The 24,451-nt window shown below is 49.6% G+C and carries 18 protein-coding genes, 2 tRNA genes and 3 rRNA genes; 8 read left to right on the top strand and 15 right to left on the bottom strand.

What is annotated here, in order from left to right; genetic code table 11:
• The first annotated feature begins 70 nt into the window (after positions 1-70).
• The 7 genes from ACH5Y9_RS13805 to mtaB all read left to right on the top strand — a co-directional run bounded on the left by ACH5Y9_RS13805 (position 71) and on the right by mtaB (position 7,655).
• Complete coding sequence (locus tag ACH5Y9_RS13805) at positions 71-526, top strand: NUDIX hydrolase (protein ID WP_319960665.1); 456 nt, start codon at positions 71-73, stop codon at positions 524-526.
• Positions 523-1,620 (top strand): tRNA 2-thiouridine(34) synthase MnmA, encoded by a 1,098-nt coding sequence (gene mnmA, locus ACH5Y9_RS13810; protein ID WP_445366468.1) that lies wholly within the window; start codon positions 523-525, stop codon positions 1,618-1,620. The genes ACH5Y9_RS13805 and mnmA overlap by 4 nt, the downstream gene beginning before the upstream one ends.
• Positions 1,610-2,938 carry an AAA family ATPase gene (locus ACH5Y9_RS13815; RefSeq protein ID WP_445366469.1) on the top strand — a complete coding sequence of 443 codons (1,329 nt, stop codon included), beginning with the start codon at positions 1,610-1,612 and terminating at the stop codon, positions 2,936-2,938. The genes mnmA and ACH5Y9_RS13815 overlap by 11 nt, the downstream gene beginning before the upstream one ends.
• A 2-nt stretch (positions 2,939-2,940) precedes the next feature.
• Positions 2,941-3,633 carry an HNH endonuclease gene (locus ACH5Y9_RS13820; protein ID WP_445366470.1) on the top strand — a complete coding sequence of 231 codons (693 nt, stop codon included), beginning with the start codon at positions 2,941-2,943 and terminating at the stop codon, positions 3,631-3,633.
• A gap of 48 nt (positions 3,634-3,681) precedes the next feature.
• Positions 3,682-5,049, top strand: a complete 1,368-nt coding sequence (gene purB / locus ACH5Y9_RS13825) for an adenylosuccinate lyase (protein WP_445366471.1) — start codon at positions 3,682-3,684, stop codon at positions 5,047-5,049.
• 16 nt (positions 5,050-5,065) lie between these two features.
• The gene (locus ACH5Y9_RS13830) at positions 5,066-6,295 is read left to right on the top strand and encodes a nucleoside recognition domain-containing protein (protein WP_445366472.1); all 1,230 of its coding nucleotides are present in this window, start codon (positions 5,066-5,068) and stop codon (positions 6,293-6,295) included.
• A gap of 73 nt (positions 6,296-6,368) precedes the next feature.
• Positions 6,369-7,655 (top strand): tRNA (N(6)-L-threonylcarbamoyladenosine(37)-C(2))-methylthiotransferase MtaB, encoded by a 1,287-nt coding sequence (gene mtaB / locus ACH5Y9_RS13835; protein WP_445366473.1) that lies wholly within the window; start codon positions 6,369-6,371, stop codon positions 7,653-7,655.
• 65 nt (positions 7,656-7,720) lie between these two features.
• Here mtaB and ACH5Y9_RS13840 read toward each other — a convergent pair whose 3' ends face one another.
• Complete coding sequence (locus tag ACH5Y9_RS13840) at positions 7,721-8,503, bottom strand: MlaA family lipoprotein (protein ID WP_033157256.1); 783 nt, start codon at positions 8,501-8,503, stop codon at positions 7,721-7,723.
• Positions 8,504-8,593: 90 nt separating this feature from the next.
• Between ACH5Y9_RS13840 and rnt the strand changes: the two genes are divergently transcribed.
• A complete protein-coding gene (gene rnt, locus ACH5Y9_RS13845) occupies positions 8,594-9,220 on the top strand; it encodes a ribonuclease T (RefSeq protein WP_205453725.1) in 627 nt (208 codons plus the stop codon).
• Positions 9,221-9,342: 122 nt separating this feature from the next.
• Here the strand turns inward: rnt and grxD are convergent, their stop codons facing one another.
• The 14 genes from grxD to accC form a co-directional block, all read right to left on the bottom strand.
• The gene (grxD, locus tag ACH5Y9_RS13850; RefSeq protein WP_319960677.1) at positions 9,343-9,663 is read right to left on the bottom strand and encodes a Grx4 family monothiol glutaredoxin; all 321 of its coding nucleotides are present in this window, start codon (positions 9,661-9,663) and stop codon (positions 9,343-9,345) included.
• Between the two features lie 133 nt (positions 9,664-9,796).
• Positions 9,797-9,912: ribosomal RNA gene (rrf, locus tag ACH5Y9_RS13855) — 5S ribosomal RNA — on the bottom strand.
• Positions 9,913-10,072: 160 nt separating this feature from the next.
• A 23S ribosomal RNA gene (locus ACH5Y9_RS13860) occupies positions 10,073-12,967 on the bottom strand.
• A 323-nt stretch (positions 12,968-13,290) separates the two neighbouring features.
• A tRNA-Ala gene (locus ACH5Y9_RS13865) sits at positions 13,291-13,366 on the bottom strand.
• 116 nt (positions 13,367-13,482) lie between these two features.
• Positions 13,483-13,559 (bottom strand) — tRNA-Ile (locus ACH5Y9_RS13870).
• A gap of 60 nt (positions 13,560-13,619) precedes the next feature.
• Positions 13,620-15,153 (bottom strand): 16S ribosomal RNA (locus ACH5Y9_RS13875).
• Together the 16S, 23S and 5S rRNA genes with 2 tRNA genes alongside form the textbook arrangement of a ribosomal RNA operon.
• A gap of 458 nt (positions 15,154-15,611) precedes the next feature.
• Positions 15,612-16,586 carry a GDP-L-fucose synthase gene (gene fcl / locus ACH5Y9_RS13880; protein WP_445366474.1) on the bottom strand — a complete coding sequence of 325 codons (975 nt, stop codon included), beginning with the start codon at positions 16,584-16,586 and terminating at the stop codon, positions 15,612-15,614.
• A 4-nt stretch (positions 16,587-16,590) separates the two neighbouring features.
• Positions 16,591-17,712, bottom strand: a complete 1,122-nt coding sequence (gene gmd / locus ACH5Y9_RS13885) for a GDP-mannose 4,6-dehydratase (RefSeq protein ID WP_171694622.1) — start codon at positions 17,710-17,712, stop codon at positions 16,591-16,593.
• 80 nt (positions 17,713-17,792) lie between these two features.
• Positions 17,793-19,394: a VPLPA-CTERM-specific exosortase XrtD gene (gene xrtD, locus ACH5Y9_RS13890; RefSeq protein ID WP_445366475.1), complete on the bottom strand. Its 1,602-nt coding sequence runs from the start codon at positions 19,392-19,394 to the stop codon at positions 17,793-17,795.
• A gap of 185 nt (positions 19,395-19,579) precedes the next feature.
• Positions 19,580-20,107: a hypothetical protein gene (locus ACH5Y9_RS13895; RefSeq protein WP_171694620.1), complete on the bottom strand. Its 528-nt coding sequence runs from the start codon at positions 20,105-20,107 to the stop codon at positions 19,580-19,582.
• Between the two features lie 179 nt (positions 20,108-20,286).
• On the bottom strand, positions 20,287-21,483 hold the full coding sequence (locus ACH5Y9_RS13900; protein WP_445366476.1) for a class I SAM-dependent rRNA methyltransferase: 1,197 nt from the start codon (positions 21,481-21,483) through the stop codon (positions 20,287-20,289).
• Positions 21,484-21,489: 6 nt separating this feature from the next.
• On the bottom strand, positions 21,490-22,134 hold the full coding sequence (locus ACH5Y9_RS13905; RefSeq protein WP_171694618.1) for a zinc-ribbon and DUF3426 domain-containing protein: 645 nt from the start codon (positions 22,132-22,134) through the stop codon (positions 21,490-21,492).
• A 4-nt stretch (positions 22,135-22,138) separates the two neighbouring features.
• Positions 22,139-23,023 carry a 50S ribosomal protein L11 methyltransferase gene (gene prmA / locus ACH5Y9_RS13910; RefSeq protein ID WP_445366477.1) on the bottom strand — a complete coding sequence of 295 codons (885 nt, stop codon included), beginning with the start codon at positions 23,021-23,023 and terminating at the stop codon, positions 22,139-22,141.
• Between the two features lie 65 nt (positions 23,024-23,088).
• Positions 23,089-24,432, bottom strand: a complete 1,344-nt coding sequence (accC, locus tag ACH5Y9_RS13915) for an acetyl-CoA carboxylase biotin carboxylase subunit (RefSeq protein ID WP_101051644.1) — start codon at positions 24,430-24,432, stop codon at positions 23,089-23,091.
• Between the last annotated feature and the right edge of the window lie 19 nt (positions 24,433-24,451).

Below are 24,451 nucleotides of genomic sequence, written 5' to 3' on the forward strand. Positions count from 1 at the left end.
TTTCAATCTTTAGGCACATAAAAAACATTTCTAGTAAAATGCGCGCCTTTTACCGTTTTCTATCAATATCATGGTTTGGAAACCTCACGTCACCGTCGCCGCCGTGATCGAAAAAGACGGTCGCTTCCTGCTGGTTGAGGAGACAACGGCACGAGGCCTTGCGTTCAATCAGCCTGCTGGTCATTTGGAAGAAGGTGAAGATTTAATCAGTGCCGTCAAACGCGAAGTTTGCGAGGAAACAGCTTGGCAATTCGAACCGGAGGCTTTAATCGCCACACAGCTATGGCGCAGAAATCCGCATATGCCCAGCTTTGTTCGCTTCTGTTTTTCCGGCACAGTCAACAACCACAATCCAGAACAAGCTCTCGACGACGGCATTATCGACACTCACTGGTTAAGCCGCAATGAAATTTACGCAAAACGCCAGCAATTGCGCAGCCCTTTGGTATTGACCACCGTGGACGAATACCTGAAAGGTCACCGCTATCCGCTTAGCATCTTACAGTCTTTTATCGATTTAGAATGAGCAAACACATCATCGTCGGCATGTCCGGCGGCGTCGATTCTTCCGTTACCGCTCTAGCCCTGCAAGAACAAGGCCACAAAGTCACAGGCTTGTTCATGAAAAATTGGGAGGAAGACGACGGCACCGAATATTGCACGGCGATGCAAGACTTAGCCGACGCACAGCAAGTTTGCGACAAACTCGGCATAGAGCTTAAGACCGTCAACTTCGCCGCCGAATATTGGGACGAGGTATTTGAAGTGTTTTTGTCAGAGTTTAAGGCCGGCCGCACTCCCAATCCCGACATACTTTGTAACAAACACGTCAAATTCAAAGCGTTTCTGGATTACGCCATCGAAGACTTGGGCGCCGAATATATTGCCACCGGCCACTATGCCCGCGTTCGCGAACAAGACGGCGAATTCCAGCTATTAAAAGGCTTAGATCCCAACAAAGAGCAAAGCTATTTTCTCTACGCAATGGGGCAGAAAGCCCTGTCTCGTACCCTGTTTCCAATAGGCCACCTACACAAGCCGGAAATCCGTGCGATGGCGGATAGAGCCGGTTTTGCCAACAGCCGCAAGAAAGACAGCACCGGCATTTGCTTCATCGGCGAACGCAAATTCAAGGAATTTCTGCAACGATACCTGCCGCACCAACCTGGTGAAATGCGCACACCGGAAGGGCAATATATCGGCAAACATCATGGCTTGATGTATTACACGCTGGGCCAGCGCCAGGGCCTCGGCATAGGTGGGGTCAAGGATGCGCCGGATGAACCATGGTTCGTACTGGAAAAAGACCTGGACAATAACGTGCTGATTGTCGGCCAGGGCCACAACCACCCGTTAATGCTGCACAACACCCTGGAAGCCGGCCAACTCGATTGGTGCGGCGACCAACCCTTGACCGAAACGATCCACTGTGCCGCCAAGACTCGCTACCGCCAACCCGACCAGGATTGCGTCGTCGAACCCATCGACGGCGGCACCCGCGTCAAAGTCCGCTTCGACGAACAGCAACGGGCGATCACGCCGGGTCAGTCGGTGGTGTTTTATCAGGGCGAGGTTTGTTTGGGTGGCGGGATAATTGAGAGCAAATACAATGAAGATTAACAGGTTGACACTGAATAATTTTCGCTGCTTTGACATATACGAACTAAATCTGTCTGACAAATTTACGCTGTTGATTGGCGACAATGGCAGCGGAAAAACTGTTGTTTTAGATGCCATCTCTATTATTACTCAGGACTTATTAGCTGAGTTCTCTTTAAATGAAATTAGTAGTAAAAGAACACTCTCGCGAAACGACTTAAGATATGTTGAACAAAAAATGGGGCAAACATTTACGCGGGAGCTAGCCCAAAGTACATTCATTACTATCGATTACACACTAGATAATAAAGTTTTCAAATGGCAGCATGGCAGAGACACAAATAATATATTTGCATTCAATAAAAACTTCATTTCTCTCCAAGGAGAAGATTCGACAGTTAATGCATTAACAACACGCTTTTCACAAAGAAACGACCCATTAACGATTCTTCCAATAATTGCTTATTACGGTACTGGCCGTTTATGGAAAAAAGTCGATGGTTCTGAAATTGAAACGTTAGCACCAGATTCACGCCTATTGGGCTATCGAGACTGTCTAAATCCTGCATCTAATTTAGAGCAGCTATTCCGCTGGTTTAAAACTCAAGAATTAGCTGCTCTCCAAAAACAGGAACGTCGCCATGTATTAGAGGTTGTACGCGAAGCTATCGTTAGCATGATCCCAAATGCCAAAAAGGCTTGGTGGGACATTGATTGGGATGAATTGATGTTTCAATCTATCAACGACAAGAAATCGCAAATAGTGCCATTTTCCATGCTCAGCGACGGCTACCGCAACATGATAGGCATGGTCGCCGACATTGCTTATCGTATGGCGACCCTCAATCCACAACTGGAAGCCGATGTCATCAAGCAAACCGAAGGCATCGTGCTGATCGACGAAATCGATCTGCATTTGCATCCCAAATGGCAACGTGAAGTTGTTGGTCGTTTGCTGAATACCTTCCCCAAAGTGCAGTTCGTCGCCAGCAGCCATTCTCCGTTTATTATTCAGTCGCTGTACGGGCGGGACGATTGTTTATTGTGGGATTTGGAGAAAGCCCAGCCGATCGCGATTGAAAGCGAAAGTATCGAAGATATTGCCGAAGATCAGCAGCATGTCGAAATTCCGCAAAAGAGCAAACGCTATCTGGACATGATGGAGGCTGCCGAAGCTTACTATCGAAAACTGCACGAAGTAAATAACGAATCGGATATGGAAGTCATGCAGTTACGCTCGAAATTGGACGAATTATCCATTCCTTTCAGTGACGATCCGGCATTCGCAGCACAATTAAAATTCGAACGCGATTCCGTATTAGCCTCAAAAGATAAATAACCATGCGTCCGGTTAATAAAGGAACAGACCTGGGCGAAATTAAACCCTATGAAAATGCTCAACAGCCGTTAATAGAGCGGCTCGGCGAATATTGTTCATATTGCGAACGCTGGATTGCTAGTGGCATTCATGTCGAGCATAAAAAACCAAAAAATGAATACCCGGAAACCAAATTCAGTTGGAATAATTTTTTGTTAGCCTGCGGCAATTGCAATTCAGGCAAAGGCCATGGCCAATTGAACCTTGACGATTATGTTTGGCCCGACAGCGACAACACCTTGCTAGCCTTTAGCTACGATTCGCAAGGCCGGGTATTGCCGAATAAAATACATGCCGAGCCTATCAACCGAAAAATCGAAAAGACCTGGTTGGCATTAGGCCTAAATAAACATCCTGATCGCCAGATTAATGGTCAACAAGTTCCAACAAACAAAGACAAACGATGGCTGCATCGGCAACAAGCTTGGCAAAATGCCGCGAAGCGAAAATCACAGCTGGCAGCCTTCGACACCGAGGAACGTAGAGCCGAAATTGTCGAAATGGCAACGCAACGAGGTTTCTGGTCTGTCTGGATGACTGTATTCCGGGACGATGCCGACATGCGCCACCGCTTGATCGAAGCTTTTCCCGGCACTAGCAGAAATTGTTTCGACGGCCAATTTCAACCCATTTCACGCCCCGGCGGCCAAATTTAAAACCACCGCCAACAGCTATCCCATTTCAGTTTTATTCAGGAAACGTACATGAGCCATTCAGAACTCACCGCCATCTCCCCCATCGACGGCCGCTACGCCGGCAAAGTCGACGCCTTGCGCCCCATCTTCAGCGAATACGGCTTGATCCGTTACCGGGTCGAAGTCGAAGTGCGCTGGCTGCAAGCCTTGGCTGCCGAAACCAAGATCGCCGAAGTGCCGGCCTTGTCCGCCGAAGCGAACGCCATACTGAATAAAATCGTCAGCGATTTCTCCGAAGCCGACGCCCAAGCGGTCAAGGACATCGAGAAAACCACCAACCATGACGTCAAGGCGGTCGAATATCTCCTCAAGGAAAAAGTCAAAGGCAACGCCGAACTGCACGCGATCAACGAGTTCTTTCACTTCGCCTGCACCTCGGAAGACATCAACAATCTGTCGTATGCCTTGATGTTGAAGGAAGGCCGCGTCCTGATCCTGGCGGAGATCGATGCGACAATAAACGCGATCAAACAATTAGCTTTGGACAGCGCCGATCAGCCTATGCTGTCGCGCACCCACGGCCAATCGGCCACACCGACCACGGTCGGCAAGGAATTCGCGAACGTCGTCGCCCGCATGCAACGCCAACGCGAGCAATTGGCTAAAGTCGAACTCTTGGGCAAAATCAACGGCGCGGTCGGCAACTACAACGCCCATTGCGTCGCTTATCCGGATGTCGATTGGCCGGTGTTCGCACAAAACTTCGTTGAATCGCTGGGTCTGACTTTCAACCCTTACACCATCCAGATCGAGCCGCACGATTACATGGCGGAATTCTTCCATGCTTTGTCGCGCTTCAACACCATCCTGCTGGACTTCGACCGCGACGTCTGGGGCTATATTTCGCTGGGTTATTTCAAGCAAAAAACCGTCGCCGGCGAAGTCGGCTCCTCGACGATGCCACACAAGGTCAATCCGATCGACTTCGAAAACTCCGAAGGCAATCTGGGCTTGGCGAATGCGATTTTCGGCTTCCTGGCCGACAAATTACCGGTCTCCCGTTGGCAGCGCGACCTGACCGATTCCACGGTATTGCGCAACATCGGCGTCGGCATCGCCCATACCAGCATCGCCATTCAATCGACCTTGAAAGGCATTTCCAAACTGGAATTCAACCCGGCCTTACTCGATCAAGACCTGGAGCAAAACTGGGAAGTGCTGGCCGAGCCTATCCAGACCGTGATGCGCCGTTACGGCATCGAAAAACCTTACGAAAAATTGAAAGAACTGACCCGCGGCAATCGCGTCACCGGCGACGGCATGCGCGCCTTCGTCGAAAAGCTGGAAATTCCGGCGCAAGCCAAAGCCGAACTGCTGGCGCTGACCCCGCACAGCTACACCGGTTATGCCGCGGCTTTAGCCAAGAAAATCGACTAAACGTTAGGATAGGTTGTTGCTGAACTTCATCTGGATATTCTTCTTCCTGAGCGCCTTCGCCACCGCCGCCTTCAAGCTGTTGGTGCTGGGTGATACCCAGGTGTTTTCCGAGTTGATGAATGCAATGTTCAGCCTGTCCAAAACGGCGTTCGAGATTTCGCTGGGGCTTAGTGGCTTGCTGGCCTTATGGCTGGGCATCATGAAAATCGGCGAGCATAGCGGTTTCATCGATTTGTTGACCAAGGCGCTGAATCCATTGTTCAGCCGGCTGATGCCGGAAATACCGAAAGATCATCCGGCACTCGGGGCGATGGTGATGAACATCGCCGCCAACATGCTGGGCTTGGACAACGCCGCGACGCCGATGGGAATCAAGGCCATGCAGGAAATGCAGACCTTGAATCCGCATCCCGAGCGGGCCAGCGATGCGCAGATTTTATTTCTAGTGATCAACACCTCCTCGGTGACGCTGTTTCCGGTAACGATCTTCGCTTACCGGGCTCAACTGGGTGCCGCCAATCCGACCGACGTGTTCATTCCGATATTGATCGCCACCTATATGTCGACGCTGACCGGCCTGCTGGCCGTCGCCGCCGTGCAGAAGATCAATTTGCTGGACAAGGTGGTGATGGCTTATCTGGGCGGCATCACCATCTTGGTCGGCGGCATACTGGCTTATTTCGCGGGCTTGGATCAGGCAGAAATGCTCAAGCAATCGGCTCTGGTCAGCCATGTGATTTTGTTCGGCTTGGTGGTGTCGTTCATCGCCGCCGCTGCCTACAAAGGTCTGAACGCCTACGAATTGTTCGTCGAAGGCGCCAAGCACGGTTTCCAGACCGCGATCACCATCATTCCTTATCTGGTGGCGATGCTAGTGGCTTTCGGAGTGTGCCGGGCCAGCGGCGCGCTGGAATTGATCACCGACGGTGTAAGGCTATTGGTCAATGCTGCCGGCATCGACAACCGTTTCATCGACGGCCTGCCGACTGCACTGATGAAGCCGTTCAGCGGCAGCGGCGCGCGGGCGATGATGATAGACACCATGCAGACCCATGGCGCCGATTCCTTCGCCGGACGGCTAGCATCGGTGGTGCAAGGCAGCACCGAGACCACGTTTTATGTGTTGGCGGTGTATTTCGGCGCGGTCAACATCAAGCAGATACGCCACGCCGCCGCCTGCGGCATCGTCGCCGACCTCGGCGGCATCGTGACCGCCATTTTGGTGACTTATTGGTTTTTTGGTTAATTCTTCCAGTAGACGGTGCATAACGCTACGCTAATGCACCCTACGCTTTATCGATTCAACGTTTCACGACAACATGCAGATACATTTAAAAACCCTGGGCTGCCGCCTCAACGAAGCCGAACTGGAAACCTGGGCGCAAGCCTTTCAGGCTAAAGGCCATAGCATCACCCGCAACTTGAGCGACGCACAATTGGTGATCATCAATTCCTGCGCGGTCACCCAAGACGCGGTGAAAAAATCCAAGCAAATGATACGCCGCATTCACCGTGAGAATCCGCAATCCAAGCTGGTGGTCAGCGGTTGTTACGCGACACTGAACGAGGAAGAAGCCGCGCAATTGATGGGCGTGGATTTGATCGTCGGCAACCAGGACAAAAACCAGCTGGTGGAGAAAACCCTGGCCGAACTGAATCTGGACAGTATGCCGGCGATGTCGACCGAACCCGGCGAAGTGTCGCTGTTCAGCCGTGGCCGCCAGCGCGCCTTCGTCAAAGTACAGGACGGCTGCCGCTACCGCTGCACCTTCTGCATCGTCACCGTTGCTCGCGGCGAGGAAAGCAACCGGCCGATTCAAGCAGTCATTGACGAGATCAACGCACTGCACGCTCAAGGCATCAACGAAGCCATCATCACCGGTGTGCATTTGGGCGGTTACGGCAGTGACATCAACAGTAATTTGGTCGAATTGGTTAGCGAAATCCTGGCTAAGACGGAGATTCCACGCCTGCGCATGGGTTCTCTGGAACCTTGGGAATTGCCGGATGGTTTCTTCGAGTTGTTCAAAAATTCAAGACTGATGCCACATCTGCATTTGCCCTTGCAGAGCGGCAGTGACAGCGTACTACGGCGCATGGCCAGGCGCTGTAAAACGGAGGAATTCGGCCAGATTGTTAAACTGGCCCGAGCGACGATTCCGCATTTCAATATCACTACCGACATCATCGTCGGCTTTCCGGGCGAAACCGAACTGGAATGGCAGGAAAGTTTTGATTACATCAAAAGCCTGGGTTTTGGTCATATTCACATTTTCAGCTATTCGCCTCGGGAAGGCACCAAAGCCGCGGGTTTGCCGGATCAAGTCGATCAGAACACAAAGAAACTGCGCAGCAAGCAATTGCATGAATTAGCCGACACAATGAAGCATAACTTCATTGCCGAAAACCTCGGCGAACAGGCCAACATTTTATGGGAAGGGCAAAAAGAAGCTCAGCAAGATGGCGTGGTCCGCCATTTCGGCTACACACCGAACTATCTAAGGGTAGCCTGCGATGTGGCACCCGACCTCATTCTGGAAAATAGGATAATGTCGGGAGTACTGGTAGAAGCGAAACCGGATTTCGTGCTCGTCCGCTTGGATTGAAGCAATAAAAAAGCCGCAAAGCTATTTGCTTTACGGCCTTTTACATAAGAGTAGAACAGTTTAAATCAATACGGATTCGGATCGAGCGGTCCACGCCCACCGCCCTGCATTTCGTCGAATTTCAACACATCTTCGTCTGGAACCTTGCCATCGTGAACCAGATAATTACGTCTGGAAAGATAGGCATTTTTAAAAAACTCGTAACGATCCAGTGCCGCCTCGGTAGCGACTTTTTCCATACCCAGCAGATCTGAGCGCGCGTCGATGACTTTCAATGCACCAGGACCAATCGAAACCGCCGCGCCAATCCAATTTGGATTTATGTAGATACCGGCATAAGTAAACGGATTCATCGCGGCATCGCCAACCAACCCGAACACGCCACGTGGCGAACTGGGTCCGAAAAACGGCAGGACCAAGTAAGGGCCGGTAGGTATTCCCCAATAGCCTAAGGTTTGATCAAAATCTTCATTATGCTTCGGCAAATCGATCATCGTCCCAACATCGATAAGCCCGGCGACACCGATGGTGGTGTTCACCAAGAAACGCGCGCCGTCCTGACCCGATTGCAGGAGTTTTCCTTGCAAAACATCGTTGGTACAAACACCTATGTCATCGACATTGCTGAAAAAATTAGTAACCGCTTGGTCCGCAAAATCGGGCATCACCCAATCGTAGCCTTTGGCAACCGGTTTCATGACATAATCGTCCACGCCGTCATTAAATGATTGCACGCCTCTGTTCCAGCCCTCCCAAGGATCTTTAGGATCGACACCGCGGGTCGTGGCACAACCGTTTAATACGGTCAGTAACCCTAAGATAACCCAACCTTTTTTCCGATCTTGCATAACTTCACCTCACCAATTGAATATTGTTTATACCTATCCAAAACTCACGTAACATAACGCACAACCGACTTTTTTAGCCCATCAAACTCAATGGAAATAAACCTAAATCCGTTAGGCAACCGTTTCAGAGGTTACCTTCCTGTTATTGTCGATATAGAGACCGCCGGCTTTAATTCAAAAAAAAATCCACTATTGGAAATCGCCGCCGTAATAGTCGAACCAGACACTGATGGATGGCTGCATGTCACCGAAAAACATCACTGCAATATCATTCCTTTCAAAAACTCAGAGCTGGATGACGCAGCGCTCAAATTTACCGGTATCGATCCATACCATCCTTTCCGCATGGCTATAGAAGAGAAGGATGCGCTTACCAAGCTGTTTACCCCTATCAAAGCCGCTGTAAAACGTAACGAATGCAAGAGAGCTATTTTGGTTGGTCACAACCCAGCTTTCGATATCAATTTTTTGAACGCCGCTATTGAACGAACCAACTACAAACGAAGCCCGTTTCATCCATTCAGTAGTTTCGATACCGCCACACTCGGAGGGCTAATGTACGGACAAACAGTTTTAGCAAAAATTGCTCAAGCTGCCGGAATTGTCTGGGATAACGAAAAAGCACATTCAGCACTTTACGACGCCGAACAAACTGCCGAATTGTTTTGTATGATTATCAACCGCTGGAAAAAATTAAGCGAGTACGAAGCGACGTAAATGTAGCCAATTAGCGACTTAGAACACATTACACCCAAACATATTGGCGAGAATGGCAGAAAATCCATCGCAATACACGGTCGAATAGGCACGCTGCTGCTTAATTAATATACCTTTTTCGACTAAAGTTTGGAGCCAACGCTCGCCAGCATATTATCAAGCTCGCCTTTATTAAAGAGATCGATGACAATGTCGCAGCCGCCGATTAACTCGCCGTTGATATACAGTTGGGGATAGGTAGGCCAGTGCGAGTATTCTTTTAAGGCTTCACGCACTTCAGGGTCTTCGAAGATATTGATATGGGCATAATCCGCATTGCATGCCCGCAAGACTTGCACCACCCGGCTGGAAAACCCACACTGGGGAAAATCTGGCGTGCCTTTCATGTATAAGACCACAGGATGGCTGGCTAATTGGGCTTGGATTCTGTCTATTGCACTCATGCGTTTTCTCGTTAAACATTGATGAGAGGGGATTCTAACAACCCCGTCCGCAAAAGAGAAGGGAGCAGCAGTGGGGTGATTTTGGGTCAAAAAAAAAGCCCTGCTATGGGTAAGCAGGGCTTTTGGTTTAAGAGCTTGGCGATGACCTACTTTCACATGGCAACCTGCCACACTATCATCGGCGCTAAGCGGTTTCACTTCCGAGTTCGGGATGGGATCGGGTGGTTCACGCTTGCTATGTTCACCAAGCAAACTGGTTTGGCTGTTTTGCAGCCGTCATGCACAGGCTTGAAGCGTATTCGCTTCCCGGCATTTGCCGTTTACCTGTCTTCATGGAAATCTGTATCGAGTGTGTCGTTATCTTACGTTTATCAGCGTGTCAGTGACACCCAAACGCATTGGGTGTTATATGGTCAAGCCTCACGGGCAATTAGTACACGTTAGCTACGCCCATTACTGGACTTCCACACCGTGCCTATCAACGTCGTAGTCTCCGACGGCCCTTCAGGGGACTTAAAGTCCCAGTGAGATCTCATCTTGGGAGGGGCTTCCCGCTTAGATGCTTTCAGCGGTTATCCTGTCCGAACGTGGCTACCCGGCAATGCCATTGGCATGACAACCGGAACACCAGAGGTTCGTCCACTTCGGTCCTCTCGTACTAGAAGCAGCTTCCCTCAAATCTCAAACGCCCACGGCAGATAGGGACCGAACTGTCTCACGACGTTCTGAACCCAGCTCGCGTACCACTTTAAATGGCGAACAGCCATACCCTTGGGACCTGCTTCAGCCCCAGGATGTGATGAGCCGACATCGAGGTGCCAAACACCGCCGTCGATATGAACTCTTGGGCGGTATCAGCCTGTTATCCCCGGCGTACCTTTTATCCGTTGAGCGATGGCCCTTCCATACAGAACCACCGGATCACTAAGACCTACTTTCGTACCTGCTCGACTTGTCCGTCTCGCAGTCAAGCACCCTTATGCCTTTGCACTCATTGCCTGATTTCCGACCAGGCTGAGGGTACCTTCGTGCTCCTCCGTTACTCTTTAGGAGGAGACCGCCCCAGTCAAACTACCCACCAGACACTGTCCCTAATCCAGATAATGGATCGAGGTTAGAACTCCAAACATACCAGGGTGGTATTTCAAGGTTGGCTCCACGAGAACTGGCGTTCCCGCTTCAAAGCCTCCCACCTATCCTACACAAGTAGGTTCAAAGTCCAGTGTCAAGCTATAGTAAAGGTGCACGGGGTCTTTCCGTCTAGCCGCGGGTACACTGCATCTTCACAGCGATTTCAATTTCACTGAGTCCCAGGTGGAGACAGTGTGGCCATCGTTACGCCATTCGTGCAGGTCGGAACTTACCCGACAAGGAATTTCGCTACCTTAGGACCGTTATAGTTACGGCCGCCGTTTACTGGGGCTTCGATCAAGAGCTTCTCCGAAGATAACCCCATCAATTAACCTTCCAGCACCGGGCAGGCGTCACACCCTATACGTCCACTTTCGTGTTTGCAGAGTGCTATGTTTTTGCTAAACAGTCGCAGCCACCGATTTTTTGCAACCCCCTTCCGCTCCAGTCGCGAGGACCTTCACGTAATGAGGGCATACCTTCTCCCGAAGTTACGGTATCATTTTGCCTAGTTCCTTCACCTGGGTTCTCTCAAGCGCCTTAGAATTTTCATCCCACCCACCTGTGTCGGTTTAGGGTACGGCCACTAGTAACCTGAAGCTTAGAGGTTTTTCCTGGAAGCAGGGCATCTATCACTTCGCTGTTCTTTCGAACCGCTCGTCATCACGTCTCGGCATAGAGCACCCCGGATTTGCCTAAGATGCATGCCTACCTGCTTAAACGGCCACTTCCAACCGACCGCTGATATAGCCTTCTCCGTCACCCCATCGCAGTTACTACTGGTACAGGAATATTAACCTGTTTTCCATCGACTACGCTTTTCAGCCTCGCCTTAGGTGCCGACTAACCCTGCGTCGATTAACGTTGCGCAGGAAACCTTGGGTTTTCGGCGAGGGGGTTTTTCACCCCCTTTATCGTTACTTATGTCAGCATTCGCACTTCCGATACCTCCAGCCGACTTCTCAATCGACCTTCGCAGGCGTACGGAACGCTCCTCTACCACTCACACTTACGTGTAAATCCGTAGCTTCGGTACTATGCTTAGCCCCGGTAAATCTTCCGCGCAGACCGACTCGACCAGTGAGCTATTACGCTTTCTTTAAAGGATGGCTGCTTCTAAGCCAACCTCCTGGCTGTCTGTGCCTTTCCACATCGTTTCCCACTGAGCATAGATTTGGGGACCTTAGCTGACGGTCTGGGCTGTTTCCCTTTTCACGACGGACCTTATCACCCGCCGTGTGTCTCCCGTGCTGGCACTTGCTGGTATTCGGAGTTTGCATCGGGTTGGTAAGTCGGGATGACCCCCTAGCCGAAACAGTGCTCTACCCCCAGCAGTGATACACGAGGCGCTACCTAAATAGCTTTCGAGGAGAACCAGCTATCTCCGAGCTTGATTAGCCTTTCACTCCGATCCACAGCTCATCCCCGTCTTTTTCAACAGACGTGGGTTCGGCCCTCCAGTTAGTATTACCCAACCTTCAGCCTGGCCATGGATAGATCGCCCGGTTTCGGGTCTACACCTTGCGACTAAACGCCCTATTAAGACTCGCTTTCGCTACGCCTCCCCTATTCGGTTAAGCTTGCCACAAAATGTAAGTCGCTGACCCATTATACAAAAGGTACGCAGTCACCCCACGAAGGGGTTCCCACTGCTTGTACGCATACGGTTTCAGGTTCTATTTCACTCCGCTCTCCGCGGTTCTTTTCGCCTTTCCCTCACGGTACTGGTTCACTATCGGTCAGTAAGGAGTATTTAGCCTTGGAGGATGGTCCCCCCATATTCAGTCAAAGTTTCACGTGCTCCGACCTACTCGATTTCACTAGAAAAAGGTTTTCGTGTACGGGGCTATCACCCTGTATCGCCGGACTTTCCAGACCGTTCCACTAACCTTATCCTAGCTTAAGGGCTAGTCCCCGTTCGCTCGCCACTACTTAGGGAATCTCGGTTGATTTCTTTTCCTCCGGGTACTTAGATGTTTCAGTTCTCCGGGTTCGCTTCAGTGAGCTATGTATTCACTCAAAGATGACGCGCTTATGCGCGCCGGGTTTCCCCATTCGGACATCTCTGGATCACAGCCGGTTTGCAGGCTCCCCAAAGCTTTTCGCATGCTACAACGTCCTTCATCGCCTCTTACTGCCTAGGCATTCACCGTATGCGCTTATTCACTTGACCATATAACCCGAATACGTCTGTACTTTGGTTATACTGTCAGCTGACATTTTCGCTGATTTTTTCTGCTTGAGAACGACATGCCGTTTGTTTTCTGCCTTTCCCTTTCGAGAACGACGTCATTCAAACCGCAACTCGTTTTAGTGTTGATCATTGCTGATCATTACTATAGTTACAGATTTCCATATTGTTAAAGAGCTATCGGTACGAATACCAATGCTATAAAGTCTTTATCTGTTGCCGCCGATAAAACCCTATAGCGTTGATGTTCACCCACTATTTTTCTTACGTTTGACGAACTGGTTGACCCTCAGCGTTCAGCATGATGGTGGAGCCAGGGAGGATCGAACTCCCGACCTCCTGCGTGCAAGGCAGGCGCTCTCCCAGCTGAGCTATGGCCCCTAAAGCAGACTAAAGCCAAGACTCAAGCCGAAACGTGACTAAGCACAGCGCCAGTTATTCTAACCAGGCGTGTGGTCTGATTGTGTTTCGCCTTATTGCTTTCGCCTTTTATGCGTTGGTGGGTCTGGGAGGAGTTGAACCTCCGACCTCACCCTTATCAGGGGTGCGCTCTAACCAACTGAGCTACAGACCCAGGTGCGTCTTTCAATCGAAATAATTTGTTGTGAGTACGTGTAACGGTGTGCCGTCTTTGTAAGGAGGTGATCCAGCCCCAGGTTCCCCTAGGGCTACCTTGTTACGACTTCACCCCAGTCATGAATCACAAAGTGGTAAGCGCCCTCCCGAAGGTTAAACTACCTACTTCTTTTGCAACCCACTCCCATGGTGTGACGGGCGGTGTGTACAAGGCCCGGGAACGTATTCACCGCGGCATTCTGATCCGCGATTACTAGCGATTCCGACTTCACGCAGTCGAGTTGCAGACTGCGATCCGGACTGGGACCGGCTTTTTGGGATTCGCTTACTCTCGCGAGTTCGCAGCCCTCTGTACCGGCCATTGTAGCACGTGTGTAGCCCTACCCATAAGGGCCATGATGACTTGACGTCGTCCCCACCTTCCTCCGGTTTATCACCGGCAGTCTCCCTAGAGTTCCCGGCATGACCCGCTGGCAACTAAGGATAAGGGTTGCGCTCGTTACGGGACTTAACCCAACATTTCACAACACGAGCTGACGACAGCCATGCAGCACCTGTCTCAGAGTTCCCGAAGGCACTCCGCTATCTCTAACAGATTCTCTGGATGTCAAGGGTAGGTAAGGTTCTTCGCGTTGCATCGAATTAAACCACATGCTCCACCGCTTGTGCGGGCCCCCGTCAATTCATTTGAGTTTTAGCCTTGCGGCCGTACTCCCCAGGCGGTCAACTTAATACGTTAGCTCCACTACTAAGTTCTTTAAGAACCCAACAGTTAGTTGACATCGTTTACGGCGTGGACTACCAGGGTATCTAATCCTGTTTGCTACCCACGCTTTCGTACCTCAGCGTCAGTTTTAGTCCAGGGAGCCGCCTTCGCCACTGGTGTTCCTTCAGATCTCTACGCATTTCACCGCTACACCTGAAATTCCACTCCCCTCTACTAAACTCTAGTTGCCCAGTATCAAATGCAGTTCCCAGGTTAAGCCCAGGGCTTTCACATCTGACTTAAACAACCGCCTACGCACGCTTTACGCCCAGTAATTCCGATTAACGCTTGCACCCTCCGTATTACCGCGGCTGCTGGCACGGAGTTAGCCGGTGCTTCTTGTATAGGTAATGTCAGTCTACCGGGTATTAACCGATAGGTATTCCTTCCTATTGAAAGTGCTTTACAACCCTCAGGCCTTCTTCACACACGCGGTATTGCTGGATCAGGCTTTCGCCCATTGTCCAATATTCCCCACTGCTGCCTCCCGTAGGAGTCTGGGCCGTGTCTCAGTCCCAGTGTGGCTGATCATCCTCTCAGACCAGCTACGGATCGTCGCCTTGGTAGGCCTTTACCCCACCAACTAGCTAATCCGACATAGGCTCATCTATTAGCGCCAGGTCCGAAGATCCCCAGCTTTCCCCCGTAGGGCGTATGCGGTATTAGCGTGAGTTTCCCCACGTTGTCCCCCACTAATAGGCAGATTCCTATGCATTACTCACCCGTCCGCCACTCGTCAGCGCCCGAAGGCCTGCTACCGTTCGACTTGCATGTGTTAAGCATACCGCCAGCGTTCAATCTGAGCCATGATCAAACTCTTCAGTTTAATTTTAACTTGTCACTAAATAAGATTAGTGACCAATCTTGGCTCGACTACAGAACATCTTTTCTTGCGAATTGACGTGGTTTCTGTGTCGACTATTTCTAACAGCACATAGTCGCTACACATACCCACACAAATTATTTCGATTTCGTTTGTTAAAGAGCCAGAGCATTTCGCTCTGTTGAGCCGACATATTCTACAGCGTTTTCAGTGTTTGTCAAATTTATTTTTAAGTCATTTCAAAAACCGAAACTCAAAAAACAAACCCGTCAATCAACAGCTTCAAACCTGCCGAACTAAACCGACCGCTTCACCGCTAAAACTTAAAAGCCAGATCAGTGAAGAGCCGCTCATTCTAATCACCCAACATCCTCGCGTCAAGAAATTATTTCTATTCGCGCAAACTTTCTTTTCCCTACTTGATAAACATGCCTCGCAGGCGCGCCGGGATTTGGGCAAAACTATTCTGCTTTAAACTGGCCTTGATGCTCTAAAAACCAACGATAGGTAAGCTCCAGACCTGTTTTAAGCGGTATCTTTGGTTGCCACCCCAAAGACTTAAGCTTTGAGACATCCATCAGTTTTCGCGGAGTACCATCCGGCTTGGTACTGTCCCAGCTAATTTGCCCTTGAAAACCAACGACATCTTGGATGGTTTCAGCCAATTCACGCACCGTTACATCTTCACCAGTCCCAACATTTAAATGCGATAGCATGGGTTCAGTGCAAGATTGATATTGCTCTTTGCCCAAGGCCATTACATGCAAACAAGCAGCAGCCATATCCTCGACGTGCAAAAACTCGCGCATAGCCTTACCAGTTCCCCACACGCTGACAGTCGGTGAATTGCTGACCTTGGCATCATGAAATTTTCTAATTAATGCTGGAATAACATGGCTATTTTGCAAGTGAAAATTATCATTTTCGCCATACAAATTGGTCGGCATCACGGACCGATAATCTACGCCGTACTGCCGATTATATGATTCGCATAACTTAATCCCGGCAATCTTAGAAATTGCGTACGGTTCATTGGTCGACTCCAATACCCCGGTCAACAGCGCATTTTCTTGCATAGGCTGCTCAGCGAATTTTGGATAAATACAAGAACTGCCCAAAAATAGCAGTTGCTCACATCCAACCCGCCAAGCCTGATGGACCACATTACTTTCCATCATCAGATTTTGATAGATAAATTCCGCCGGATATTCATTGTTTGCATGAATACCGCCAACCTTGGCCGCAGCGAGAATCACCTGATTCGGGCGTTCTTGTTGCATAAAGTCGCGCACAGCCGCTTGATCGGTCAAATCCAATTCAGCATGCGTACGCACTACAATGTTTTGATAACCCGCCTCAGTCAATTGCCGATAAATCGCCGAGCCTACCATACCTCTATGGCCCGCCAGATAAATCTTATCTTTCTTGTCTACCATGCTGTTACTCCCGGCTAACCGCCACGTTATAACCTTGTTCTTTCAGCAGAGCATGTTTTTGCGCTTGCTCAAGATCATAAGCCACCATTTCGGATACCATTTCTTGCAAAGTAATTTGCGGCACCCAACCCAATTTGTTCTTGGCATTAGTCGGATCGCCCAACAGCGTTTCCACTTCGGCAGGTCTAAAATAGCGCGGATCGATAGCGACGATGTTTTGTCCAACCGCCATACCAGGCGCTTTGTCACCGGTAATAGCATCGACATAACCTTTTTCTTCAACGCCCGCACCTTCCCAACGAATAGTCACACCCAATTCTTTAGCCGACATTTCGATAAATTGTCTCACCGAATACTGCACACCTGTAGCAATCACAAAATCTTCAGGCTGATCTTGCTGCAACATCATCCATTGCATCCGCACGTAGTCCTTCGCGTGCCCCCAGTCTCGTAGAGAATCCATATTGCCCATATATAGACATTTATCCAGACCAATTGCGATATTACTGAGGCCGCGAGTTATTTTGCGCGTCACAAAAGTTTCGCCTCGGCGCGGCGATTCGTGGTTGAACAAAATACCGTTACACGCATACATGCCATAAGCTTCACGATAATTAACGGTGATCCAATAGGCGTAGAGCTTGGCTACTGCATAAGGCGAACGGGGATAAAACGGCGTGGTTTCTCTCTGCGGAATTTCTTGGACCAGACCATACAACTCAGAAGTGGATGCCTGGTAAAAACGCGTAGTTTTCTCCATACCGAGGAAACGAATGGCTTCCAAAAGCCTTAATGTCCCCATACCGTCTACATCGGCCGTATATTCAGGAGACTCAAACGATACAGCAACATGGCTCATCGCGCCCAAGTTGTAGACTTCATCCGGACGAATTTCGCTAAGGATACGGGTGAGGTTCGAACTATCCGTCAAATCGCCGTAATGAAGAAAGAATTGGGGATCCTTAATATGTGGGTCTTGATAAATATGATCAACGCGTTCGGTATTAAATAATGACGACCGCCGTTTGATGCCATGCACTTCATAGCCTTTTTCCAACAGAAACTCGGCAAGATAGGATCCGTCTTGCCCGGTTATGCCTGTGATCAATGCTTTTTTTCTACTCATTTACAGCTCCTTTTCTTTTGAGTCAAATCGACGTAAAACCGCATAAATTCGTCAGGCAATAAAGCCGACGTCTTAATTGATTAACCCGGTAAAGCCGAATAAACCGGCTCAATGATCTTACCCGGCAAATAGGCGGGTAACTCAGGCAATAAATCTTTTAAAAATAAATGCAGGCGTTTGTCGGCAACGGCAATATCTTCCACCTTATCCACAGGAGTCACCAAGCGAATCAAAGCCCCATCGGTGCGATTCATAGTGATGGCATCATAAAATAGATACCATTTGACCATATATTCGTTAGTTATCATCCGTCCGCGCTGTTGAAACCAAAAATACACTAATTGTCTGCTTTCGCCTTTTTGGATAATGGCCCGATTTACCTGCAATGCCTGCCCGTCCAGTTGCAAATCTGTGAACTCGCGCTGCTCGAAACTGCTGATCTGCCAACCATCCCCAGGAATACAACTGCGGGGCGAATGTACTACGGCGCCCTTGCGTTGCGATTGGTAGTACGCGCTGTAAAAATTAACGCTGTTCCGAGTTTCAGGCTGAACAAAATTGACAATAACATAATCCGTCAATTTCAACTCGTTTAGATAAAATTGCGTTAAATAGTCATTGCGTCCCTGCCAACTTCCCAACGTCGTCGGAAATGTTAAAAACGCTTTTCGCGCTGGAATAATGTCTTCCCGCCCCTTAAAGACCTCTGAAGCACCTGCACCTATACAAAGCAATAGCAACACAGCGAAAACCGATTTGTTCAATATTGCGACAATATCTCGACGCGCCGTGTGGCTCCATTCTTCCGGAATCTGCACCAGTTCGCCCATTGCCAGTTTCCTACCGCTGATTCGGCTAAAAACCCACATCTCGATAAATAGCAGAAACATGCACAGCAAAAATACCGCCCAGCCTTCAAAATCATGCAAAAAGCCTTCAGCCATCTCAGTGCCCCAGTTATCAACCAGGACCCCGATGACACCAATCCGAAAGCTGTTCATGAAAATAGTCAGGGGCATCGACGACAGAAAAATCAGCAACTTCTGCCAGAATGGACCTTTAAACAGATAAGCGCATAGGAAAGCCAGACTGGCCAAAGGAAACAAATAACGCAATCCGCTACAGGCATCGACCACTTGCAACTTATAGCTGCCTAGATCGATAACATTCCCTTCCAGGTAAACCATGATGTCGCAAGCGCGTATAAATTCCACGCCCAACCAGGAAGAAATCAATTGCAGCTTTGACGACAGGTTATTCAGTATGAAAGATGGAAACGGCACCATGAAGACTAAAAACAACAGTGGGATAGCCCCAACCCGCAGCCCGCGCAGCCCGAAAGCACTGCCAAACATCCCAGTCAACACCACCAGAAAAGCATACTGCTCCATGGTTTTTATGGTTGCCAACCCGCCCAGAATAAAAAGAATCAACCCTAAGCAGATAATGATGATACCGGGCAACGACGCTTTAAATCCTTGAACCAAGACTAGCTCGCCGCGCCTCACCCAAAGCAGGTAAATAGTGATGATAGGTATAAAAAACCCGTGACTGTATTCCTCGACATTCGTCCATGTCGTCGCCATTTCGATAAGGCTATCTCTGAACACCACGCACAGCAGCAATAAAGCCGCACCCCATAATGACCAGACAATGGCCGGTTTCGTATTCTCTGTATTCATTCCGTGTCGAAAATAAGAATTGATGTTTAAATTTCCCCCATACCGGCACTGTTTGTTATGCGGTATGGAAATTTTGTCCTACTTACTAACCCGATCAATCGCAATAGCCCTGACCGGTAAATCCAACCATTATCCCCGAGCTTTATTAAAGCCGAGTGACACATCATGACAGACAAATAACACTTTTAGGCTTCGGGATCGGCAGTAAAAATCGGGTTTGTTTTGTCGTCTTCATGCAATTTAGCCTTTTCTTCAGGATAAATATGCCAAAAAGATTGATCGATAGCACCGTCGGTATAGCTGTTTTTACGATCATGGGTAAATGGACACCACCAGTTTTCCACCACTTTCACCAAGTAAGCATGCCATTCGAATAAGCCCACACTCACCGGACAATACCAGGTGCAATTCAATATCCAGAATAATTTTGATTGCGCCATGCTGAATTTGAATGACCCGTCCATCGTAATCTGATTTTTTAAATCATACCGATGGCTCGCCCTGGCCGGCAGAAAATCACTCCATTTTTTAACATTTTCCGCACCGACCAATTTCAGGCTGAAATAAGTCAAATAAGCGCTGGTAATCACAAACGGCAAGGTCAAAATCGGCAAATAGATAAACAGCAAACCGATAGCTCTGGATATAACCGGCATTTGTTTATGATGGCAACCGATATTGACGCGGTCTGCACAAGATTCGCAGGCTTTCATGTTTATTTCTCCTCTGGAGTCGTTATTATTATTTGCTCGCTATGGAGCAGTTGAAAAATGCTGCGACAACCTTCGCAACAGAATTTTTTTTCGCCCAGCAAAGTGTTGAGCTCAAATCCGGGAATCAACACCCGCTGACCGCACAGACCGCATTGGGGCTTGGAATCCACCATAATTGACTATAGCCGGCTCGATACTGCACAAAAAAAGGTTTTCAAATAATCGGTCTCAGGCAAGGCCGGATGAATCGGATGATCCGGGCCTTGAGTGCCGGCACCGAAAAACACCAAGTGCCGGTCAATGTGCCGCGCCGAAGAACGCAATATTTCATGCAAATTATCTCTACTCAAATGATGCGAGCATGATGCCGAGACCAAAATACCATTATTCGACAAAACCTGTAGCGCCAAATGATTCAAGCGCCGATAGGCTTCGTACCCGGCTTTGAAATCTTTTTTACGTTTAATCAGCGCCGGCGGATCCAGGATGATCGCGTCGTAATGTTGTTGCTGTTCACGGGCTTGCTTCAAAAACTCGAACACGTCATTGCGCACGAATTGCATTTTGCCCTGCACCTGATTCAATTCGGCACTAGCGGAAGCTAAAGCCAACGCACTCTCGGAGCTATCCACACAACACACTTCCGCAGCGCCCGCCACTGCGGCAGGTATACCCCAAGCACCGGCATAGCTGAATAAATCAAGCACCCTTAAACCATGGCAAGCTTTAGCAAACTGCGCCCTGCTGTTGCGATGATCGTAAAACCAACCGGTTTTTTGGCCTTCGGCCACATTGACGATAAAACGCACGTTGTTTTCTTCAATCAGCAATTGCTCAGGCAACTCGCCGTAAATCAGCTCAGGCTCCAGAGAGAGACTTTCCAACTGGCGCTGACTATTATCGTTTTTCAGCAAAATAGCCGTTGGCGCCAGCAGCTCAAGTAGGATCTTGACCAGCACATCCTTATAACGCTCCATTCCGGCAGTGGTAATTTGCACGGAAAGCACAACCCCAAAGCGATCAATTACCAAGCCTGGTAGACCATCGCTTTCGCCGAACACCAAGCGATAATAGGGCTTATCGAACAAACGCTCACGCAACCCTAAAGCTTGGGCCAAGCGCGCTTTAAAAAAACTTTCATTGATTTTGATATTGGTTTTACGCGTCAACAAGCGCGCGCAAATGAGTGCATGAGGATTCAGATACGCTATCCCCAAAGCTTTACCGCCAGAATCGTGAACAAGGACTAAGTCGCCTGCCGCAAACTGCTCCAAAGGGTTGCGCTGGGTATCGACCTCGTTGCTGAACACCCACAAATGCCCTTGCCGCAGACGTTTGTCTTCGTTTTTTTTTAGAAACAGTTCCGGGTAGCTCATATTGCCCTAAAGTAAGGTAAAGGTATAACCGCCAATTGGCGCAGCAGGCGCCACAACAAACAACCGAATTTCGACCGTTTGCTCCGGGGCGAGTGTTGTGGGTTTTAGAAGGTACTCCGCAGAACTAAACACCCGCTCCGCAATGGCCTGTCCATTAAAATTCAACACACTCAGCTTCAAATCAGGCGCGGCTTGCGCAAAAGGCGCCTGATTACTAAGTACAGCGTTAAACAAATAACTGCTATCGCTTCGAACTCGCAAATCGCTATGCGAAACGCTCAATTCCTCAAGATTTCTATATGGCGGTAACCGACAAGATAATGTCGCACAAACTTTATCTAAATGTGCTCTGAGCTGAGGCTGCATAGTTAAACGATAACCTTCGAAATACAGTATTTGTGCCACCAATAACAATGCCAATAAGCTGGTGGCAACAAACCAAACCCGCCGAGTCTGCGGCCCCTGGTCTAAAGTTTGGAGGTCTGGATACGGCAAGTCGTCGTTCAGTCGCGAATCTTTATCTTCACTAAGGAATCGCAACGCATCGAAAGAGTTACCGCAAACCGAACAATCCAACAAGCCACGCGATTGCCGCAAATGCTCGACGGTAACTTCGTGCTGCTCAGCGCAATGCGGACACCGGCTAAACATCTATTCAGTCGGGTTTATGGGCATCCAATCGACACCAGTCTTCCTGGCTGACCGGCGGCGCCACAACAAACCCCTGCTCTCGATAAGCTGCCGCTACAGACTCGGCTTGTTCGTTCAAGATGCCCGACAAAACCAACTGCCCGCCCGGCCTGACCAATGCGCCAATCGTTGGGGCCAGCTCAATCAGCGGTTTAGCGAGAATATTGGCAAGTACCAAATCAGCTGCAAACCCGGAAAACTGTTCGGGCAGATAATAATCAATCCGTTGCTGAACCTGATTTTTTTCGGCGTTGTATTGACTGGCGGTCAACGCCTGCGGATCAATATCTACCGCATGCGCCCGCTTGGCACCCAGTAACAACGCTGCGACGGCAAGAATCCCCGATCCACAGCCGTAGTCGATTAACACTTTATCCTTAATATCGTTACCGGCCAACCACTCCAAACACAATGCAGTCGTCGGATGAGTTCCGGTACCGAATGCCAAGCCGGGATCCAAAGTCATGCAAACCGTACCCGGCTTGTGCTGTTCCTGGCCGCTGGGGCAAATCCATAAACGATTGGCAAACTTCATCGCCTGGAAATGCTCCATCCACGCCCGCTCCCAGGCTTGATCTTGCAAAACCTCAGCTACCCATTCCTGCAAACGCTGACCGATAAACTGATTGAACAACAAGTTGCGAACAATATCCGGATCGGTATCGAGCTCGAACAAAGCCGTGACCCGAGTACGAGTCCAGATTTTGGTTTGATCAATGGCCGGTTCGTAAACCGGCTCATCATCGGCATCGCTGTAAGTCACCGAGACCGCGCCCAATTCGCTGAAAAACTCCGATATGTCCGGAGCGGTGGTTTCGTCGGTGATAACGGAAAGCTGATGCCAGGCCATAGTTATATAAAGCGTTTAGCAGGGAAAGAAGACGCCATTTTCGTCATCTCCTCGCCCATACCGAATTAATGGATACCCAATTTCTTTTCGAGGTAATGGATATTTTGCCCACCCAGAGCGAACGCCGCGTCAGCCATAATGCTCTGTTGCAAGGGGATATTGGTTTTGATGCCGTCTATCACCATTTCACTCAGTGCGGTCTTCATCCGGGCAATCGCACTGGCTCTATCGTCGCCGTGTGCAATCAGCTTGCCGATCATGGAATCGTAATACGGCGGCACTTTATAGCCATTATAGATATGCGTCTCGCAACGGATACCTGGGCCACCCGGCATATGGAATTGATCGATCACGCCGGGGCTGGGCATAAAGGTTTTCGGATCTTCGGCATTCAAACGGCATTCGATCGCATGACCGGTAAACTTCACCTGTTCTTGCGTGATCGATAACGGCTCGCCCGCAGCGATGCGTAGCTGTTCCTTCACAATATCGAAACCGGTAATCATCTCGGTGACCGGATGCTCGACCTGCACCCGCGTATTCATTTCTATGAAGTAAAACTGGCCTTTTTCATAGAGAAACTCGAAAGTACCGGCACCTAGATAACCAATTTCCCGGCAAGCCAGCGCGCAACGCTCGCCCATCTGTTTGCGTTGCTCTTCGGTAATACCCGGCGCAGGCGCTTCTTCCACCACTTTTTGATGACGGCGCTGCATGGAACAATCCCGCTCGCCCAGATGTATCGCATTGCCGTGCGAGTCTGCCAACACCTGAAACTCGATATGCCGCGGATCTTCCAGAAACTTTTCCATATAGACGGTGCTATTGCCAAACGCGGTGCCGGCCTCGGCCTTGGTCATTGCAATGGCATTTAGCAACGCGCTCTCGGTGTGCACAGTGCGCATGCCACGACCGCCGCCGCCGCCAGCAGCCTTAATGATCACAGGATAACCAATTTCCCGCGCCATTTTCAGATTGGTTTCCTCGTCATCCCCCAAAGGATCGCCGTTACCCGGCACACAAGGGATACCCGCAGCCTGCATGGCTTTTTTTGCGGCGATTTTGTCACCCATCATCCGAATGGTATCAGGCCTTGGACCGATAAATACAAAGCCGCTTTGACTCACTTTCTCAGAAAAATCGGCATTTTCGGATAAGAAACCGTAACCGGGATGGATGGCTTCGGCATCGGTGACTTCTGCGGCGCTGATAATCGCCGGGATATTCAAATAGCTGGCGGCCGACGCAGCAGGACCGATACAGACTGCTTCATCGGCCAGTCTGACGTGTTTTAAGTCACGATCTGCTTCGGAATACACAGCCACGGTTTTAATACCCAATTCGCGACAGGCCCGCAAAATGCGCAAAGCAATCTCGCCGCGATTGGCGATAACAATTTTCTCAAACATTAGTCCAGCCCCTTTGTCC

This window comes from Methylomonas sp. BW4-1, from assembly GCF_052474385.1.

Excerpts from the sequence above, each read along its gene's own strand:
- ACH5Y9_RS13805 (WP_319960665.1), top strand. The coding sequence starts at position 71 with ATGGTTTGGAAACCTCACGTCACCGTCGCCGCCGTGATCGAAAAAGAC.
- mnmA (WP_445366468.1), top strand. The coding sequence starts at position 523 with ATGAGCAAACACATCATCGTCGGCATGTCCGGCGGCGTCGATTCTTCC.
- ACH5Y9_RS13815 (WP_445366469.1), top strand. The coding sequence starts at position 1,610 with ATGAAGATTAACAGGTTGACACTGAATAATTTTCGCTGCTTTGACATA.
- ACH5Y9_RS13820 (WP_445366470.1), top strand. The coding sequence starts at position 2,941 with ATGCGTCCGGTTAATAAAGGAACAGACCTGGGCGAAATTAAACCCTAT.
- purB (WP_445366471.1), top strand. The coding sequence starts at position 3,682 with ATGAGCCATTCAGAACTCACCGCCATCTCCCCCATCGACGGCCGCTAC.
- mtaB (WP_445366473.1), top strand. The coding sequence starts at position 6,369 with ATGCAGATACATTTAAAAACCCTGGGCTGCCGCCTCAACGAAGCCGAA.
- ACH5Y9_RS13840 (WP_033157256.1), bottom strand. The coding sequence starts at position 8,503 with ATGCAAGATCGGAAAAAAGGTTGGGTTATCTTAGGGTTACTGACCGTA.
- rnt (WP_205453725.1), top strand. The coding sequence starts at position 8,594 with ATGGAAATAAACCTAAATCCGTTAGGCAACCGTTTCAGAGGTTACCTT.
- grxD (WP_319960677.1), bottom strand. The coding sequence starts at position 9,663 with ATGAGTGCAATAGACAGAATCCAAGCCCAATTAGCCAGCCATCCTGTG.
- fcl (WP_445366474.1), bottom strand. The coding sequence starts at position 16,586 with ATGGTAGACAAGAAAGATAAGATTTATCTGGCGGGCCATAGAGGTATG.
- gmd (WP_171694622.1), bottom strand. The coding sequence starts at position 17,712 with ATGAGTAGAAAAAAAGCATTGATCACAGGCATAACCGGGCAAGACGGA.
- xrtD (WP_445366475.1), bottom strand. The coding sequence starts at position 19,394 with ATGAATACAGAGAATACGAAACCGGCCATTGTCTGGTCATTATGGGGT.
- ACH5Y9_RS13895 (WP_171694620.1), bottom strand. The coding sequence starts at position 20,107 with ATGAAAGCCTGCGAATCTTGTGCAGACCGCGTCAATATCGGTTGCCAT.
- ACH5Y9_RS13900 (WP_445366476.1), bottom strand. The coding sequence starts at position 21,483 with ATGAGCTACCCGGAACTGTTTCTAAAAAAAAACGAAGACAAACGTCTG.
- ACH5Y9_RS13905 (WP_171694618.1), bottom strand. The coding sequence starts at position 22,134 with ATGTTTAGCCGGTGTCCGCATTGCGCTGAGCAGCACGAAGTTACCGTC.
- prmA (WP_445366477.1), bottom strand. The coding sequence starts at position 23,023 with ATGGCCTGGCATCAGCTTTCCGTTATCACCGACGAAACCACCGCTCCG.
- accC (WP_101051644.1), bottom strand. The coding sequence starts at position 24,432 with ATGTTTGAGAAAATTGTTATCGCCAATCGCGGCGAGATTGCTTTGCGC.